This window comes from Terribacillus saccharophilus (assembly GCF_002272075.1).
GTDB lineage: Bacteria > Bacillota > Bacilli > Bacillales > Amphibacillaceae > Terribacillus > Terribacillus saccharophilus_A.
In genome coordinates this window covers 143,024-161,841 of the sequence record NZ_NPBJ01000027.1, presented here as the reverse complement: position 1 = coordinate 161,841, position 18,818 = coordinate 143,024, and the positions used below count along the sequence as shown (strand labels likewise).

General features: G+C 41.6%; 15 protein-coding genes. 3 read left to right on the top strand and 12 right to left on the bottom strand.

The window, feature by feature from the left end; all coding sequences use genetic code 11:
* Positions 1-11: 11 nt before the first annotated feature.
* The 5 genes from CHH48_RS14565 to CHH48_RS14550 all read right to left on the bottom strand — a co-directional run bounded on the left by CHH48_RS14565 (position 12) and on the right by CHH48_RS14550 (position 5,703).
* Positions 12-860 (bottom strand): BglG family transcription antiterminator, encoded by an 849-nt coding sequence (locus CHH48_RS14565; RefSeq protein ID WP_095219876.1) that lies wholly within the window; start codon positions 858-860, stop codon positions 12-14.
* A 30-nt stretch (positions 861-890) separates the two neighbouring features.
* Complete coding sequence (locus CHH48_RS14560; protein WP_095219875.1) at positions 891-2,345, bottom strand: glycoside hydrolase family 1 protein; 1,455 nt, start codon at positions 2,343-2,345, stop codon at positions 891-893.
* Between the two features lie 5 nt (positions 2,346-2,350).
* A complete protein-coding gene (locus CHH48_RS14555) occupies positions 2,351-4,198 on the bottom strand; it encodes a beta-glucoside-specific PTS transporter subunit IIABC (protein WP_095219912.1) in 1,848 nt (615 codons plus the stop codon).
* A 311-nt stretch (positions 4,199-4,509) separates the two neighbouring features.
* A complete protein-coding gene (locus CHH48_RS19615; RefSeq protein ID WP_175073889.1) occupies positions 4,510-4,653 on the bottom strand; it encodes a hypothetical protein in 144 nt (47 codons plus the stop codon).
* A 12-nt stretch (positions 4,654-4,665) separates the two neighbouring features.
* A complete protein-coding gene (locus CHH48_RS14550) occupies positions 4,666-5,703 on the bottom strand; it encodes a tetratricopeptide repeat protein (RefSeq protein WP_095219874.1) in 1,038 nt (345 codons plus the stop codon).
* Positions 5,704-6,074: 371 nt separating this feature from the next.
* Here CHH48_RS14550 and CHH48_RS14545 point away from each other — a divergent pair, with 371 nt between their 5' ends.
* Positions 6,075-6,779 carry a DUF421 domain-containing protein gene (locus CHH48_RS14545; RefSeq protein ID WP_095219873.1) on the top strand — a complete coding sequence of 235 codons (705 nt, stop codon included), beginning with the start codon at positions 6,075-6,077 and terminating at the stop codon, positions 6,777-6,779.
* A gap of 71 nt (positions 6,780-6,850) precedes the next feature.
* Here the strand turns inward: CHH48_RS14545 and CHH48_RS14540 are convergent, their stop codons facing one another.
* The 6 genes from CHH48_RS14540 to CHH48_RS14515 form a co-directional block, all read right to left on the bottom strand.
* A complete protein-coding gene (locus CHH48_RS14540; RefSeq protein ID WP_095219872.1) occupies positions 6,851-8,266 on the bottom strand; it encodes an amino acid permease in 1,416 nt (471 codons plus the stop codon).
* A gap of 146 nt (positions 8,267-8,412) precedes the next feature.
* A complete protein-coding gene (locus tag CHH48_RS14535; RefSeq protein WP_095219871.1) occupies positions 8,413-9,429 on the bottom strand; it encodes an oxidoreductase in 1,017 nt (338 codons plus the stop codon).
* Positions 9,430-9,590: 161 nt separating this feature from the next.
* Positions 9,591-10,502, bottom strand: coding sequence for a PTS system mannose/fructose/sorbose family transporter subunit IID (locus tag CHH48_RS14530; protein WP_095219870.1), 912 nt, complete (start codon positions 10,500-10,502; stop codon positions 9,591-9,593).
* Between the two features lie 18 nt (positions 10,503-10,520).
* Positions 10,521-11,321 (bottom strand): PTS mannose/fructose/sorbose transporter subunit IIC, encoded by an 801-nt coding sequence (locus CHH48_RS14525; RefSeq protein ID WP_245840394.1) that lies wholly within the window; start codon positions 11,319-11,321, stop codon positions 10,521-10,523.
* 41 nt (positions 11,322-11,362) lie between these two features.
* Positions 11,363-12,331 (bottom strand): mannose/fructose/sorbose PTS transporter subunit IIA, encoded by a 969-nt coding sequence (locus tag CHH48_RS14520; protein WP_095219868.1) that lies wholly within the window; start codon positions 12,329-12,331, stop codon positions 11,363-11,365.
* A 380-nt stretch (positions 12,332-12,711) separates the two neighbouring features.
* Positions 12,712-13,080 carry a DUF956 family protein gene (locus CHH48_RS14515; RefSeq protein ID WP_095219867.1) on the bottom strand — a complete coding sequence of 123 codons (369 nt, stop codon included), beginning with the start codon at positions 13,078-13,080 and terminating at the stop codon, positions 12,712-12,714.
* Positions 13,081-13,222: 142 nt separating this feature from the next.
* On the opposite strand from CHH48_RS14515, the gene CHH48_RS14510 reads away from it, so the two are divergent.
* On the top strand, positions 13,223-15,283 hold the full coding sequence (locus CHH48_RS14510; RefSeq protein WP_245840390.1) for a peptidoglycan D,D-transpeptidase FtsI family protein: 2,061 nt from the start codon (positions 13,223-13,225) through the stop codon (positions 15,281-15,283).
* A gap of 228 nt (positions 15,284-15,511) precedes the next feature.
* Positions 15,512-16,957, top strand: coding sequence for a DEAD/DEAH box helicase (locus CHH48_RS14505; protein WP_095219865.1), 1,446 nt, complete (start codon positions 15,512-15,514; stop codon positions 16,955-16,957).
* 63 nt (positions 16,958-17,020) lie between these two features.
* On the opposite strand, the gene CHH48_RS14500 is transcribed toward CHH48_RS14505, so the two are convergent.
* On the bottom strand, positions 17,021-18,307 hold the full coding sequence (locus CHH48_RS14500; RefSeq protein WP_176466458.1) for a glycosyltransferase family 2 protein: 1,287 nt from the start codon (positions 18,305-18,307) through the stop codon (positions 17,021-17,023).
* Positions 18,308-18,818: the final 511 nt, after the last annotated feature.

The following is an 18,818-nucleotide window of genomic DNA, read 5'->3' as shown; positions in this document are numbered from 1 at the left end:
ACTGTTCTTTTTTATTTCAACTGCTGATAAGACGCCAACCGATGGATGTGCACTGCCAAATACGCAAGCTCTTCCTTCGGCAGCATACTGCCGTGTACCTGCGAGATGTAGTTCTCGATCTTGAAGGCGATGTCCATGGCTTGCGGATACAGGTTGGCGATTTGTTCGAACAATAGGTTTTCTGGGTCGTCGAGCATGCTGTCGGCATAGAAACGCTCGACGAAGAATTTCACATGCGTGATGAAACGGCCGTAATGGATGTTGTCGGTGTCCATTTTGATTTGGAGGGCGTAGCGGACAAGGTTGACGATGCCGCCGATCATTTTGGCGTATTTCATTCCGTCGTTCGATTCCTGCTTTTCGCCTTGGGCGTTAATCAAGTGGAAGGCGATATTGGCTGCTTCCTCTTTCGGTAGTTCAATTTTGAACTGCTTATTGATCAACTCCAGGGCGTACGTGCCAACCTCAAATTCCTCTTGATAGAAATTCTTGATCTCCCAGAACACACGATTGGTGATATTGATATTCTTTTTATAGCGTTCGACCGCGAAATGCAGATGGTCCATGAGCGTGAAATAAATGCCGGTGTTCAGCTTTGTGCCGAGCTGCTGCTCGGCATGCTGAACAATCTGCTGTGTCAGGTCAATATATGCTTGTGGGATGGAGTCCAAAAGACGCAGGAACTCCTTGGCCTTGGCGTTTTCAATCGGCATGAAGGTCTGGTCTGCTTGGTCTTCTTTGATGATGCTGCCTGCTTTTTGGCCATAGCCGATTCCTTTGCCGAATAGGATATATTCTTGTTTTTCCTCGCCCTCAACCAGCACAACGCTGGAATTGAGCACTTTTTTGATCTTAATCATCGGCCTCACCTATCCTCTGCTGTGTATCTATCAGTCGAGGTCTTCCCCATTGCTTTCAATCACTTTTTTGTACCAGTAGAAGGAGTCCTTGCGGGTACGTTCAAGTGTACCGTTGCCATCGTCATCTTGGTCGACGTAAATGAAGCCATAGCGCTTCGACATTTGGGAGGTGCCGGCACTGATGATATCGATTGAACCCCAGCTAGTGTAGCCGAACAGCTCGACACCTTCCTCGACTGCTTCCTTCATTTGACGGAAATGCTCGCGGAAGTAGTTGACGCGGTAATCATCATGGATACTGCCATCGCTTTCGACGACGTCCTTTGCGCCCATACCGTTTTCTACGATGATAAGCGGCTTTCTATAACGATCATACAGCTCCAACAAACTAATCTTCAACCCGACCGGGTCAATTTGCCAGCCCCAGTCGGTAGCTGGAAGATACGGATTTTTGACTCCTGTTACCGTGTTACCAGCTGCCCTCTCCAAGCCGTCTTTAGCAGATTCTGTCAGTGACATGTAATAACTGAATGATAGATAGTCGACTGTGTTTTCTTTCAAAATCTCCAAGTCGCCTTCTTCCATTTGAATGTGGATACCTTTACGTTTCAGCTTTTTCAGTGTCAGACGCGGATACTCCCCGAATACCTGCACGTCAGCATAGAAGTAGTTCTGTAGGTTCTTCTTGAGCGTGATTTCCACATCCTCTGGCTTACAAGTATTCGGATACGTCGTCAGCTTCGTCAGCATACAGCCGACCTGGCTGCCAGGGATGATCTCGTGGCAGTCTTTTGTGACAAGAGCTGATGCGACGAACTGGTGATGCAGCGCTTGATATACCTGTTCTTCTTCCTTACCTTCCGGGCACTTATCCGGGATGATGCCGGCAGTTGTGAACGGGTGACGGTTGATGCTGTCGATTTCGTTGAAAGTGAGCCAGTATGTCACGTAATCTTTATAGCGATTGAAGCACACATTTGAGAAGCGGACAAAGTCATCGATTACTTTGCGCTCTACCCAGCCGTTATATTTCACGCTGAGAGCCAAAGGCATTTCATAATGGGATAGTGTCACGATTGGCTCAATATTGTACTTTTTCATTTCCTTGAACAGGTTGTCATAGAACTGCAGGCCTTTTTCGTTTGGCTCTTGTTCTTCTCCTGTTGGGAATATACGGCTCCAGGCGATGGAGACACGTAATGCTTTAAAGCCCATTTCAGCGAACAGCGCCAAATCTTCTTTGTAATGATGGTAGAAATCGATACCGCGGCGTTTCGGATAATATTTATCGGTTTGATCATCCATTGCCTTTTGAACAAGCTCAGAGCTAATCGCTAAATGGCCTTCATAATCATCAAGACTAAGATCAGAACGGTAGCTCGCTACATCCGCTACGCTCATGCCTCTGCCGTCTACATTCCAAGCACCCTCTGCTTGATTTGCGGCAATAGCGCCGCCCCATAAGAAATCTTTTGAAAATGTCATCTGTTTCAGCCTCCTAGTTGGGTAATAACCATCAGCTTATCCTGACGGGTAACGTTTTCTTGTTTATTGATTTGAACATCATATTTGTCGGTATTCGTGATGATTGCGAGTGTGACTGGATCAAAGCCAGAAGCTTTGATTTTCTCAAGATCAAATGTGAGCAGCACATCGCCTTCTTTTACTTGATCTCCAACTTTGACCTGTGGAGTGAAGTGCTCGCCGCCAAGCTGAACTGTATTTAGTCCCACGTGGAACAATATTTCTGCTCCAGTCTCTGTTTTCATGCCGAGTGCATGGTTTGTTTCAAAAATCATCGAGATTTCGCCGTCTACCGGTGCGTATAGCTCTCCTTTAGATGGGACAACTGCGATTCCATCTCCCATTGCTTTGGAAGAGAAAACTTCATCCTGCACTTGTGATAGCGGTATCATTTTTCCGGCTACTGGACTGGTGAAAGTTTCACCTCTTCCGATTTTCTCAGAAAATTTCTCTTCCTCTGGCTGCACTTGTTCTTTGTCTTTACCAAGGATGAACGCAGCAACGAAAGCGACTACGAACGACAGGACAAATCCAACTGCTGCATACAGCATGTTACGTGGCAGATCCTCGGACAGGAACATACTCATGCTGGCAAGCCCTGGACCAACGATAACGAATGCCTGCAAACCAACAATACCGACAAATGTACCGCCTACGAATGCCCCTATCATAACACTCGCGAGCACCTTTTTGTTTTGTAATGTAACACCGTATAGTGCAGGTTCTGTAATTCCAAAGAATGCAGAGATACCGGCAGATATTGCAGTTGTACGAAGTCGTTTATCTTTCGTGCGCAATGCGATGGCAAAGCAGGCGCCGCTTTCTGCGATGTTATGTGCAAGAGAAGCTGGCATATAAAGTGCTTCACGGCCAGTACCACTCAAAGTTGTCAGTGCGTATGGCAGCAACGCTTTGTGCATTCCCATTGCAACCATGAATGGCAGCACACAGGCTAGTAACGCAACTGCCAGCCAGCCAACATATTCATACACCCATAGAATGACAGCTGCGAAGCCTTGACCAAAAGTGAAACCAGCAGGACCGAGCAATAGTAACGCAATCGGCACTGTAATCACTAGTGACATCATCGGTACGAAGAATATCCGAATCGGCTTCGGTGAGAAGCGCGTGAACAGCTTTTCCATCTGTGCGTAGAACAAGACTGTAAGAATTGCCGGGAATACTTGATATGCATACGCGATATTTTGCAGATTGAATGAAAACAGCTGTGCACCTTCTGTTAGCATCGTTGTCATGTTCGGTAAAATAAGGGCACCAACTGCTGATAACGCTACAAGAGGATTAACTTTCAGTTTGTTAGCCGTTGTGACGGCTACTAGCAATGGCAGGAAGTACAATGGCGCATCCCCGACCATGTTCAAGATCTGATATGTCTGGCTTTCTGTTTCCAGGACTCCCATCAAGGCAAGCAAAAGTAATAGTGACTTCAGGATACCGCCGCCGGCGATAGCTGGTACTAGCGGCTGGAACACACCAACAATGAAATCAAGAATCGTTGCGCCGATCTTTTTCTTCTCTTTCGGCTGATCAGCTGCTTCTTCCCCGCCAACGTCTCCAACAAGCTTCTGCAGCTCCTCATACACCTCGACAACATCATTCCCGATAACAACCTGGCATTGTGCTGTCATGCGGACAGCGATGACACCTGGCGTACTTTCCAGCGCTTTGATATCGACCTTCTTGTTATCGACGAGTGAGAAACGCAGACGCGTCGAGCAGTGTCCAAGATGCGCGATATTCTCCTTGCCCCCAATATGCTGCAAAACGTCTGTTGCGACTTGTTTGTAATCCATTCCCAACCCTCTCTTCCTCGATGCGACGGGTAGAAAGAAAACAAAAAAGGACCCAATACGGCAAATGAAGAAAACTTGCCGTATTAGATCCTGCCTGCATTACCAGTCACATGTCTAATGGTTTTATTTAACTGACTTCAGTATAAAACACAAAAATGTAAGCGTCAACATTTTTTTATCTAGCTAAAAATCATCAAGAGAGATTACTTCTTGATAAAAGCATGTTAATTAGTTTCTAGGAAGGTGTCGTTTGTGTATTTGAAGAGAGAATCTGAAAAAAAACAAACCTTCCTCAAAGGAAGGTTTGTCCATTATTTATCTAGTAAATTCAAAGAAGATATAACGCTGCCAAAATCACCTTTTTTACTTGCTAAGCCCTCTTGATTACCATACCCGACTAAACCACTGATAACGATTGTCCCAATTAGTATTACTGAAAATACAACTTTTTTCATGAAATCGTCTCCTTATTTTAGAGTCAAGATATAGTACTTCGTCGCAAGCTCATATTGCTTACTATCAGTATAGTACTGAGCTAGTTCCCTTGAATAGTGCCTAACATTGAATAAATCGTTAATTTTTCGAAAATATTCTATACCTTCTTGCCAAACACTCTCGAAATTAATTCTATCCTCATATTTCTTGTGCAGCATGGCAAATTCCCATTTCATATTAGTATTATCACTATCAATACTCTTATCAAATCCATTTTTATATGCGTGCATAGCCTTCGTGGTTTGATTGGTTTTCCAATAAGAGTCGGCTAACAGATATAAAACTTTCAATTCGATACGCTCTTGTTTTCCCGCTAATGCATCTTCCAGATAGCGAATAGCAGTTGCGGGCAGTTCACGTGTGACATACAAGAGTCCTAGATTCAGGTTTGTGGAAGCTAAAAGACTTTGATTTTCAATTCTTTTACAAGTTGATAATGCTTTGTGCAGGTATTCTTCCGCCATTTCGAAATCAGACAAATCCAAGTAGTTCATGCCTTGGATTAATTCTGATCGAGCCAGCAGGAAATTAAATGCTTCAATTGACTTTAGCTTTTCTACTGCCGTTGCTGCATGTACAGCAGATAGAGTTGTAATATCGAGGAAATAATAGACCATCGCCTTAATAAGATGAAATTCTCCTACTACTGCTGGTTCCATGGAGGGGGTAATATATTTTTCGGCTTGCTCCAAACTAACTAGTGCATCTTGAAACTGCTCTTCATAATAGTGGATGATCCCTTCAGCAAAGAAAAGCTGGTATTTATGTAGCTCTGTGAAATTCTCTTCGTGCTCTCGGGCTTTCGCTAACGAATGCTTACTTTCCTGAAAATCTTCAAGCATAGAATGGTAACGGCTTTCCATTAATGAAAATGTGATAAATGTTTCTGAATCATAATCGATCCTGTGTTTACTCAACTCTTCGTAAATGCTGCGTGCAGCTTCTATTTTGTTGAGTCGAATACTCACTGACCAATTATCCAGATGACCTGCTACATCAAGACGCTCCATATACAAACCTCCCTTACTATTTATTATACAACCACTTTACCACTATTTGTAAAATGATATATTGGGAATAATATCCTTAAAAAGTCAGCTGAATTGATAGTTTTCACTAGTAGGTTTCTTGATTTAGGAAATCAAATTAAGAATTGCGTTAAGGCTACTATGGCGTGAAGTACGCTAGTAAAAAAACCTCTTTGCAGACCTTGTATATCATGGTATAGCTATGATTTCTTCAGTTAATAAATAGTGTATAGAATAGTTGCGATTATGTACCCTTTAAAGGATACCAAAAGTTTGTTTGGGAAATAATAGTAATAACGATTGAAAACAAATTACTACCTAGATAGTCCACTTATACAAAGGATGTGCCTTATTTGGATTTTTTTCATAGCCAGCAAACACTTACTTCTATTGAATGGGTTCTTCGAGCAGTTGTTGCTTTTGCCTTCTTATTGATAGTCGCTAAAGTGCTGGGACAGCGCTCTATTTCACAGCTAAGGCTTCTTGATTTTGTTATTGCTTTAGTCATTGGGAATATTATTGCCCATCCTTTATCTGACGAAGAACTCGGTCTGAAAGGCTCCCTCATTACAACTATTGTATTGGTGCTCCTATACCTTGCAGGAATCTTCCTTATTCTGAAATGGCCTTGGTTTCGAAAGTTAATCAATCATAAGCCTATCCCAGTTGTCCGGGATGGCGAAATTCTCTATAAAGGCTTGCGCCATGCCAGAATATCGATTGACGTTCTATTAGAAGAATTACGAAAAGGAAAAGTAGTGGATGTAAAAAAAGTGGCTTTAGCGCTTTGGGAAGCGGAAGGAAGAATATCTTTCTTTTTGGATCCTAAATATGAACCTGTCACACCAGAGACGATGCAGATAAACATGCAGCCTTTTTATCTGCCGAGAACAATTATAAAAGATGGGAAAATTATTTATGAAGAACTGGCAGAAACCACAAAGGATGAAGCGTGGGTTGTGTCTTATTTAAATAGTGCGTACCAAACAGAAGTAAAAAACGTGCTACTTGCTACAACTGATAAGAATGAGAATCTAAACGTTTTCTTGTATCGCTAGATTTAGGTATCGCATATCAGTCTCAAGAAACAAAAACCGCATCCTTTTGGGATACGGCGGTTTCTTTGATCTCATTCTTTCTCTTTTCCCTCTGCATCCTCAGTCAGTTCTTCGGAAAATTCCGTGACCAAGTTTTGCAAAGGCGGACCAAAACCTGCTTTCCTTCGATTACGTGATCTTACAGCCAAATAGACAAGCGTATAAAATACAACCATGACAATCCCTGAAATCAAGCCTGTTTCCTGCCCTGGAACAAAAGGCATACAGAGCAAGACGATAATCATGCTTATTAGAGCTATCCAGGAATTATAGGGAAACCCCGGCATTTGGCAAATACCATTCGGTGGACAGCCGTGCTTTTTACGGTGGCGGATATGACTTGCCATGATGACGGCGTAAGTGAATATTAACGCAAAACCTCCGGTACTGATTAAAACTAAATACGCTCTTGGAAACAAAAGACCAAACCCCAGCCCGAGCAACATAGCAAGTCCGGAAAACAGAATCCCGCGGTAAGGGACATCTCCCTTATCTCTTAACCAGCTCGGTGCATGTCTCTCGTCGGTAAGGGATCGAATCATTCTGCCAAGTCCAAAGATTGCTGCCAGCATCGCCGAAAGAATAGCTGAAATAAGGACGATGTTAATAGCAGTCCCTGCCCAGCCAATGCCCCAGCGATTAAGGGAAGCGACCATCGGACTGGTGTTTTCATTAAGTGATGCAGTTGGAATAAGCGGCAGCAATACAGCAGCATAAAGAACATATAAACCAACCAGCGAAAAAACTGTATAACGAATTGCTTTTGGAATTGTTTCACGTGGATTCTCCGCTTCAGAGGCAGCAAGTCCGATAATTTCAAAACCTGCATATGCAAAAACGATTAGCAGCATACTTCCGGCAAGACCACGAAGACCTCCCGCCATCAGCGGTTCATCCGTCAGCGCCCCTGCTCCAACCGGTGCTGATCCTGGAAGCCATCCAAAGATCAATACAATTGCTGTAACGATAAAGAAGATGATGGCAAATATTTTCACACCAGAAAGCGCACTCTCCAGCTTGCCTAGTTTATCAGCGCCCAATAAATTAATAAGCGTCACGCCAATAATAACCGAGCTCCCTAACAACGCAATGGAGACATTGGGAAACCACTGCCTGAACAAAATACTGATTGCAGTAGCTTCACTGGACATAGACAATATGGTGCCCGTCCAATAAAGCCAGCCAACTACAAATCCTGCTCCTTGCCCAAGGTTCTGGGCAGCAAAGGTGCTGAATGATCCCATGGAAGGATTGGCCACCGTCATCTCTGACAAAGCATACAAGATGAAGTAGACCAGCACCCCTGCCAAAATATAAGCAATTATAATAGAAGGTCCCGCTGCTCGGATTGCTACTGATGAACCAAGGAAGAATGAACCTCCTATTACACTCCCCAACGCCATCATTGTTAACTGTGAAGCAGACAAACCTTTCCCTTTTTTTTGCATAATCTTCTCCTCAATGTGATGTATGGAGTTATTATCTGCTTTTATGAGGAAAAGATTCTTAAAGGATATACGGGAGTCGACCAACACATAGTAAAGAGGAGTTAGCTGGCGCTAACTCCTCTCCCCCATATTATTCGTACTTCATTTTACTTTAAGTTCTTAACCCCAGTCTCCAACATTTCCATCTGCAGCACAGTTTGTTCATCCGTAATGGTTTTCTCTTTACCATTAATGACAGCTTCATAAATGTCATCATATACTCTTCCATAATCTCCATTTACCGATTTCACTTTTTCTTCGCGGATGGTACCATCTTCATCCACATATGTCAGTACACCATAATGATCTAGTGTGTCGATTCCAAAATCCTTGTTTTCAGGCATATAAAATTGCTTTAAATGTTCTTCCTGACGATCTTTCGTTTCCTTCACAAAGCTTCCCTTTTTACCATAAACGACGAAGCTAGGTCTTTCTTTCAGTCTGAAGTAACTGGATTTTACGGATACTTTTAACGTCCCGTAATAAAGATCCAAATCAAAATAATCATTCATTCTTCCTTGTCCCAATAACTGCCTCACATCATAATGGATATGGTCTGGCTTGCCAAAATAACTGATAACCTGATCTAGTGTATGGCAGCCGTGTCCGTATAAATAAGACGCAGCAGGATCAAAGGAATCAGCAGCTTCGGGTACTTCGGGACGATAATAGTCGTAATGCATTTCCACTTCCAGCAAGTCCCCTATTTTCCCCTCTTCGATAACCTTTTGAACAGTTAAGAAGTCACTGTCAAAACGTCTGTTTTGATACGCCTGTACAAGTAATCCCTTCTCTTTTGCCAATGCAAAAATCTCTTTTGCCTGTTCTGAAGTTTCCATAAATGGCTTTTCAACCAAACAGTGTTTGTTATGTTCCAATACAAGTTTTGCGTATTCGTAATGGCTGTCATGTTTTGTACAAATTACGATGAGCTGAATATCTTTGTCATTCAGTAATTCATCTAAATCTGAAGTGTAGGTTACTCCTGCAAGCTTATCCCAATTATCGTGGTTAGGATTTCTTCGATAAATTGTTTTTACCTTTATATTCTCTCTTTGCAGAACGAATGGCAGATGATATCTGTTCGTGCTTTTTCCATTTCCGATATAACCGATCGTAAGCATAAGCAGCCTCCTAAGATTTATATGTACCTTCATTTATTGCTTTATCCTAAGTGATGAGATTTCTATAACTTCTTCCATATTGCTGTATGAAAAAGTACCTCCTAGGATGGATAAGTTCATCATACCAGGAGGTACTTCTCTATTACATATAGAATTACTTATTACATCAAGCCGATAGCATGGAAGCCAATACCGATTACGAACAATCCAAGGATCATCACAATCGGAGAAACTTTCTTTCTAAGCAGCCACATGCAAAGCAATGTGATCAATAGTCCAGCCAAACCTGGAATCAAGCTGTCCAAGTTATCTTGTAAAGTTGTTACACTAGTGTCGCTTAATGATCGGCCGGCGGCTTGCTGTTCCAAGGCCGTCCTCATGCCTTCGGTGCCTCCCGGCAATTCATCCCAGTCGATATAAGCACCTTCGTCGAGCTGAACTTCCGATACAGTCGGCGTAAAGGCGACGGATACCCATCGGTTTACCAGTGCCCCGAGTATGAACATCCCGAGTATCGAGGCGCCTTTGGTGATATCCTGCAGCAGTCCGCCAGATAAGTCTTCGGTAATCTTGGAACCAGCTTTGTAACCAAGTTCCTGCGTATACCATGTGAATCCCATACGAATTAGGTTCCAAAGAACAAAGTAAAGAATTGGGCCTAGTATGTTACCTGTCAAAGCAAGAGAAGCTGCCAATGCACCAAGGATCGGTTTAACCGTGAACCAGAAGGTTGGATCCCCGATACCGGCTAGAGGTCCCATCATACCGACTTTAACCCCTTGAATGGCCTTGTCATCAACAGGCGCACCATTAGCACGTTCTTCTTCAAGCGCTAGAGTTACACCGATAATCGGTGAAGCTACATATGGGTGTGTATTGAAAAACTCCAAGTGACGCTGCAATGCAGCTGCACGATCTTCTTTTGTTTTATATAATCTTTTGATTGCGGGAATCATGGAAAATGCCCAGCCGCCGTTTTGCATACGCTCATAGTTCCAAGAGCCTTGAATGAAAGTGGAGCGCCACCAAATAGAAACACGATCTTTTTTGGTTAACTTCAATTGTTCAGCCATTTTTTCTCCTCCTCCTTTTTAATAGTCATCGATGATTTTGCCTAACGGATCACCAGTGTTTCCGTTTCCGCCACCACCTGAACCGCCTTGTTTAGTAAGTGCCAAATAGATAAGTGCAAGCGCTACACCGATACCGCCAAGTCCTAGAAGTGTAATGGATGGGATAGTCGCCAAGACGAAACCAATTGCGAAGAATGGCCATACTTCTCTTGTAGCCATCATGTTGATAACCATTGCATAACCAACCGCTACTACCATTCCCCCGCCGACTGCCAAACCGTCTGTCAGCCAAGCTGGCATAGCTGTAAGCAAGTCTCTAACCGGAGCTGCGCCAATCGCTACAATCAATGCAGCCGGGATTGCAATACGCAGACCTTGCATGATGATGGCGATAATATGCCACATATCAATCTTTCGGAAGTTTCCTTCCTTCGCTGCCGCATCCATTAGATGCACGATACCTGTTGCCAGCGTACGAACAATGATTGTAAGTAGAAGACCAGCTACAGCAAGCGGTACAGCAATCGCGATTGCAGAAGTAACACCTTCTTCACCTTGCCCGCCTAAAACTAAAATAATTGCAGATGCTACAGATGCCAACGCAGCATCCGGTGCTACGGCTGCCCCGATGTTTGCCCAACCTAGAGCGATCAGCTGTAAGGTTCCGCCCAAGATAAGACATGGTACAACTTCGCCTGTAACCAAGCCGATTAACGTACAGGCAATGATTGGCTGGTGAAAATGGAATTCATCTAAGATTCCTTCGACACCGGCTAAAAATGCCACGATAACAACTAAAATGATTTGAATCATTGTCAAATCCATAATTATTAATCCTCCTTTTTATCTGATAGTCAGGATTACCTTTGTTTGTTTAACTCCGCTTGTGCCCTTTTCAAAATGTCGTCCATATTGCCTTTTGAATCGTTCGGCACTTTGCGTACATCGAATTTGAGACCGCGCTCTTTTAGCTTCGCGAACGTATCGATGTCGTCCTGGCTGAAGGCAAGTACCTTATTCGGCTGCACTTTACCAGGTGAGTGTGCCATCGAACCAACGTTGATTGTCTCAAGTGGTACGCCGCCTTCTACTGCTCTAAGTGCATCCTGCGGGTTTTCAAAAAGAAGCAGTGCACGCTGGCCGCCAAAGTGCTGGTCGTCCTTTGCCAGTTCGATCATTTTATTGATCGGAACAACGTGTGCCTTTACCCCTGAAGGAGCAGCCTGCTGAATCAATTTCTTCCGAAGATCATCTTTTGCGACTTCATCGGAAACAACGATGATACGTGTAGGATTTGTGCTCTTCGTCCAAGCAGTCGCTACCTGACCGTGAAGCAAACGTGTATCGATGCGTGCTAATACGTAGTCAAATGTACCAGGAGCACCGGTATTGGATGGACCGCTGGCAGCTGCAGCAGGAGCTGCTGGTTCCAGTTCTTCCGGATTCACTTTAACCGCTTCTTTTGCTGTGCCTAGGATATGGGCCGCAATTTCATGCGCAGAATTCATGGAGAAGCGCGATGCAAAAGCTTCAATCAGCATGGCCAAGTTCAAACCAGCAACGATTGCCCATTTGTCCTTGTGGCTTTCCATCAAGCTGTTAGCTTGGTTGAAAGGCGTTCCGCCCCAAAGATCGACTAAGATTAATACTTCGTCTTGGCTGTCAAAAGAGGCGATTGCTTTTTCCATTTTTAACTTTACATCAGCAGGTCCTTCGCTCGGCATCAATGTAACAGCTGCTACATTTTCCTGCTTTCCGAAGATCATCGTCCCGGATTGCAAGATACCAGTGGCAAATTCACCGTGCGTGGCAATGATAATTCCTACCATCTCTTTACCTCCTATTAGTAGTATTGTGAAAGCTTACAGAAAAATGGCAGCTCATCTAAAATGGTTACATTTTCGATATTAGGCATTAAAAAAGGCATGAGTAAAAAGCAGATTAAAGGAAGGCATAGGTATAGAAGGACCCTTCTTCGTTTTAATCAATACTTTTTTACTCATGCCTGATCGAATCAGTAACACGTAAAAAATAATTGCGATGGCTATTTAATTCTATTTTGCAAGCGCTTTAATTATGTGTCAAAAAATAAAGCACTTGAGTTCTTTAGTGAGCTTCCAAAAATATTGTAGCACACCATTTTTCGCCTTACAAGACTATAAGTTCAAAAATTTAGTTCATTCTTACCAGATAACAATTTTAGATATTGTTACTTTTTAACTTTACTCTTTAAGCTGCGTTTTATGACATCAAAGAAACCTAATGATCTGACCATGTGATTCGGATCAACGTATTCGCGGATTGCTCGGAAAACTCGCTTTGGATCTTTAGAAGAAAATGTATATGTCCCATTGCGTTTTGTTTTGATTGCATAGCGCGGAATCCATTTCCCTTTCAACAAGACCGAAGCAATCACAAGATCAACCTCTTCCCAAGGAATTTGAATAAACTTGCGCGCATCACGATCATTGTAGAATTCAAATCCTTTATCCCCGATCATGATTCTCCCATATTCCGACATTTTATGTGAGGTTGCATTAATAACTAAATCGACTTTTGTATTAATTGATTGAACCATTTAATCTCCCCCAATTCTCTTACTAGTGATAATTATACATGCATTACTAGTTTATGCAAAAAAAACTCAGAACTATGATGAAGCAATACTAGGTCAATGATATAATGGAATCAATATGGAAAAATTGGAGGCAAAGAACATTATGACCAAAAAAAGGAGGAAAAAGCGCGCGTTGCTTCCTTTCCGTCTCAATATTTTGTTTGCGATTGTTTTCCTGCTGTTCTCTGCCTTGATTTTGCAGCTTGGAGTTGTGCAAATCATCAATGGCGAAGAGCACCAGGCAGTATTGGAACAGACAACTAATGATATCGCTGAGATTTCTGTTCCGCGCGGCATGATTTATGACAGTGGTGGAAATGTGATTGTAGGAAATGAACCAGTTTATTCTATTACATACACCCCGCCAAAGAACGGAGATCCTGCTGATAAACGGCTCGATATCGCGACTAAACTCGCCGATATTATCAAGATGGAAGATAAATCCACAGAAAAAATTACTGAACGTGAATACAAGGAATATTGGTTCCTATTAAATTCAGAAGAAGCGAATAAACGAATAACAGCTTCTGAAAAAGAATCACTAGATGATACAGAAGTGTACGACACGACACTTAAACGTATCACCGAGGATGATTACAAAGAGCTTGAAAATGATGAGAAAGCGAAACAAATTATTGCCATCAAGCGTGAGCTGGATAGCGCAACCGAGCTTGTACCGCATGTGATTAAAAACAAGGACGTAACCGAAAAGGAATATGCGACAATTGCAGAGAACATGGGCGAAATGTCCGGTATCAATGTTACAACCGATTGGACACGTAATTATCCATATGACGGTTCCCTTCAAGGTATTCTTGGCAGTATTAAGACCGGTATCCCAGAAGGGGAAGAAGATTATTATAAATCCCACAACTATCAATTGAATGACCGTATCGGTACAAGCGGTTTGGAGAAGGAATACGAAAGTCTCCTGAAAGGTGACAAAAAACGTGTTCGTTATGTAACGGACAATAACAATAACATCGTTTCACAGGAAGTTATTTCTGATGGACAGCGCGGTCAGGACCTTCAATTGTCTATCAATATGGACTTCCAAAAAGAATTAGATAAGATTGTACGCGATGAACTAAAGAGTGCCATCAACAGACATCCTGGTGCAAACCGTTATCTCGAAGATGCGATGGCAGTCATGCTAAACCCGAATACAGGAGAAATTTATGCTGCCAGCGGACAACACTATAACCGGGAAAATAATGAGTATGAATCTGCTGATATGAACACTGTTTTTAGCGCAAATGCTGTTGGTTCCACCGTCAAGGGAGCAACATTGCTTGCCGGATATCAAGAAGGTGCTGTAACGATGGGGGCACAATTCTTAGATACACCAATGATAATTAAAGATACTCCTGAGAAATCCTCTTATAAAAATATGGGCTGGATAAATGACTTACAAGCTTTACAAATGTCCTCCAATGTATACATGTTTAATGTTGCTTTACATATTGGCGGCGAATATAATCAGAAAAATGGAGAAAGTGTATCATTCGATCAAGATGCATTCCGAATATTGCGTAATTATTATAATCAAGTTGGATTAGGTGTAGAGACAGGAGTAGATTTACCTTCGGAGTCTGTAGGTTATGTAGGAACTACCGGTCAGGCGGGTAACCTTCTCGATTTCTCTATCGGACAGTTTGACACTTATACCACAATGCAATTAGCACAGTATGTCTCTACTATTGCAAATGGCGGTTACAGGATTAAACCTCATTTCGTAAGCGAAATTCATGAACCTTCGAACGAAAAGGACAAACTGGGTCCGCTTGCGGAAACGAAGTCACCGGAAATATTAAATAAAATAACTGCAACCGATGAACAAATTGAAAGAGTAAAGACTGGTTTTGAGATGGTCTTCCAAACAACGAACGGTACTGCTTCTCGACATCTTACCGATAAAGCTAAAAGCTATAATATTGCTGGTAAGACAGGTACTGCCCAAACAAGTAAAAATGGCACGGATTTGGAGAACTGGACGCTGATCGGCTATGCCGATGCGGATAATCCTGAGATAGCATTCGCTATCATGGTACCAAACCTCGGTATCATCAGCAGTGGACAGCAGTATCCAATAACTTATAATATTGCCAACAGCGCTCTTGAATACTACTACGAGCATACTGCACCTGAAGAGGAAGAGAAATAGGAATAACAGTACTCGAAAGAACTCACAAAGTTAGATATGTTACCTTATTAAGGCATGTTGTCTGGTATTGTACCGGTCACATGCCTTAATTTCTTTTTATAATCTAAAATAAAACCCGATATGCTCCTCACTTTTCAAGTATAATGAAGCCTATTCAGATCATGCATATAATATTTGTTGTAAAAAATACTATACACATAATGAAAAAACAAAAAATGAGGTTAAATAATGAGTAAAGTAAGTTTTGCGGACTATCATGTAAGCGAAGAAATAAAAAGAGCACTAACTGTGTTAAAATACAAAACTCCAACTGAAGTTCAGAGGGAAGTCATTCCACTAGCATTGGAAAATCAAGATCTTCTCGTAAAAGCTCAAACAGGAAGTGGAAAGACTGCTTCCTTTGGTATTCCTGTTTCCGAAATGGTTGTGTGGGAGGAAAAAAAACCACAGGCGTTAATACTTACCCCAACTAGGGAGCTTGCGGTCCAAGTCCGCGAAGATATTACGAATATCGGAAGGTTTAAACGTATTAAGGCAGTAGCCGTCTATGGAAAAGAACCTTTTAAGAAGCAAAAAGATGAATTACAACAAAAAACGCATGTAGTTGTTGGTACGCCTGGACGGGTCATGGATCATATTGAACGAGAAACCCTAGATTTGGAACAGATAAAATATCTTATCATTGATGAAGCTGATGAGATGCTGAATAAAGGTTTCATCGATGAAGTGGAAGCGATCATTAAAAAGCTGCCTTCAAACCGTACAACAATGGTTTTCTCTGCTACCTTCCCTAAAGATATTGAAGATCTTTGCCTTAAATATATGAAAGATCCTACTCGTATTGAAATTGAATCAACTGGAGTAACTGCCGACACCATTGAACATTTGTTAATCGAAGCCAAAGAAGAAGAAAAGATTTCACTTCTTAAAGATGTCACGGTTGTAGAAAATCCAGACAGCTGCCTCATTTTCTGCCGAACCAAAGAACACGTGGATACTGTGTATAGTGAGCTGGATGAAGCTGGATATCCTTGTGAGAGGCTCCATGGGGGACTAGAACAAGATGATCGTTTTGCTGTTATGGAAGGTTTCAAAATGGGAAACTTCCGCTATCTAGTGGCCACTGATGTAGCAGCCAGAGGTATCGATATAGATAATGTGAAACTTGTTATCAACTATGACGTTCCTATGGAAAAAGAGGCCTATGTGCACCGAACCGGTAGAACTGGCCGTGCCGGAAATAAAGGAAAAGCTATTACGTTTTCGACCACATTTGAAGGAAAATTCATTAACGCAATTGAAAGATATATCGGCTTTGAGTTACCTACTACAGAAGCTCCTAGTCCTCAGGAAGTTGCAGGTGGAAAAGCTGCTTTTGAAGAAAAACTTAGCAGCAAACGCATTGTAAGAAATAATAAAACAGCTCGAATCAACCAAGATATTATGAAACTCCATTTCAACGGCGGTAAAAAGAAGAAAATCCGCGCTGTTGATTTTGTTGGAACGCTCGCAAAAATCCCTGGAGTCACAGCAGAAGATATCGGCATCATAACCATCCAGGATCAAATGTCGTATGTTGATATTCTGAATGGAAAGGGCTCAATAGTTTTACAAGCCATGGAGAATACGACTATTAAAGGGAAAAAGTTAAAAGTCAGCAAAGCAATTAAATAAATTATAAAAAATTTAAATCCCCCTCACTTTAAAATGAGGGGGATTTTTGATTACTGTGAAATTTTAAGATCGTTGACGCAAATCGTCGAGAGATTTCACAACCGTATGAGGAATCGGTTTCCACTCTATTTTCTTGAACAAAGCCACGATGGAGATTGGCAGATAGGTAAACAAAAAGAGTGGGAAAGTGAACAGATAAAGGATTTTCTTCCAGCTTGGACAACGTATTTTATCCCATTCCATTATGGTGGTTATTAGTCCAAGCGCAAATAGCAAGCCATAAATCCATAGAATCCCTAAAGTTCCTCCTATAAGATAGGTTTGGAACAGTCCTTTTCCTTCGAATGATACAAGTAAAAGAATCAACATATTACCGATAAGGCAGAGCATGGAAACAATCACTACTGGCAGAACCGTCATCATCATATCAAAGCATGAAAATCTATTTCCTTTTCCACGGAACATCCCATAAGATAGCTCTTTACCGTACTTAATGAAGACCTGGTAAAATCCCTTTGCCCAACGTAACCGCTGTTTCCACGATTGACTGAATGTAGACGGCTGTTCGTCATAAAATACTGCGCTGCTGCAATACCCAATCTTTTCACCTTTTATGATCTGCGCCACCGTAAATTCGATATCTTCTGTAAGAAGATGATGAACCCAGCCGCCATTTTCTTTAAAAACATTAGCATTGACTAAAAACCCTGTGCCCGAAACGGCACAACTTGTTTTAAGAAACATTCTTGGACGATTAAGGAATTCTGCTTCATATAAAAACCAAAGCGCATATCCAGACGTAATCCAATTCTGATCATAGTTTTTGGAATTCCGATAACTCGTAATGACTCTATATCCTTGATTAAATGTTTTGTTCATCTCATGTATGTAATTCTCATCAAGCAGATTATCAGCATCAAAAACAAAGTATCCATCGTAATTCTTAGATGAATAGTTCATTTCAATGATATTCAGTATATGCTTAAGCGCATATCCCTTCCCAACCAGCTTATCATTGAAGCGTTCCGCGACAATCGCTCCTGCTTCCCTGGCAAACTGGGCTGTATTATCCGTACAGTTGTCAGCAATGACGAAGATATCATATAACTCTTTAGGATAATTCTGGTTTTTTATACTTTCGATCAACTGTCCGATAACAAGCTCTTCATTTCGAGCTGGAATTAAAAAAGCGTATTTACGAAGAGGAGCTTCTTTCTCGTTTGAATCTTTGCTCCTTCTCGCCTTAAAGGCAACAATTATGTAGACAACTTTATAAACAAATACCAATGTAAATAATAATCCAATGTAAAAAATAAAATGACTTAACATCTCTAACGTATCTTTGACCATAATACACCCCGCATCTTAGAGTAATAGCCTGATAGTTTAATCTTTGAATATCCATCACTATCTAATTTCTTGCGTTGTTTTAAATACGCTTATGGAGGCAAGCTCTTCCCTACTTGTGACAGCTTCCAATATTCCGGTAGAAAATTACACACACATTCCCAAAAACTGTATAATAAGGATTCACCCAATTACTGTTAATCTCTTTCAAGAAAAGCTGCTTCACCTTTTTTCCTCCTTAAGTAAGTGAATAAGACTTCCATGATTCATTTCACTATGGATTATTATCACGTTCACAAAGAGATAGCTTCCTTCTAGTTATGATCTGCAGGGCATTGGGGCTTTTATTTATGCATCAGTGTCAAACGTAATGTTCTAAAATAATTAATATGAAATAGCAATATTTTCACTTCTTTGTACCCCAACATAAATGTAACAAACATAGATTTTCTCTAATTACGTTTCTTGTAAAGATTTGATTAAATAGGCTAACACAAAACGACGCCTCCTATTG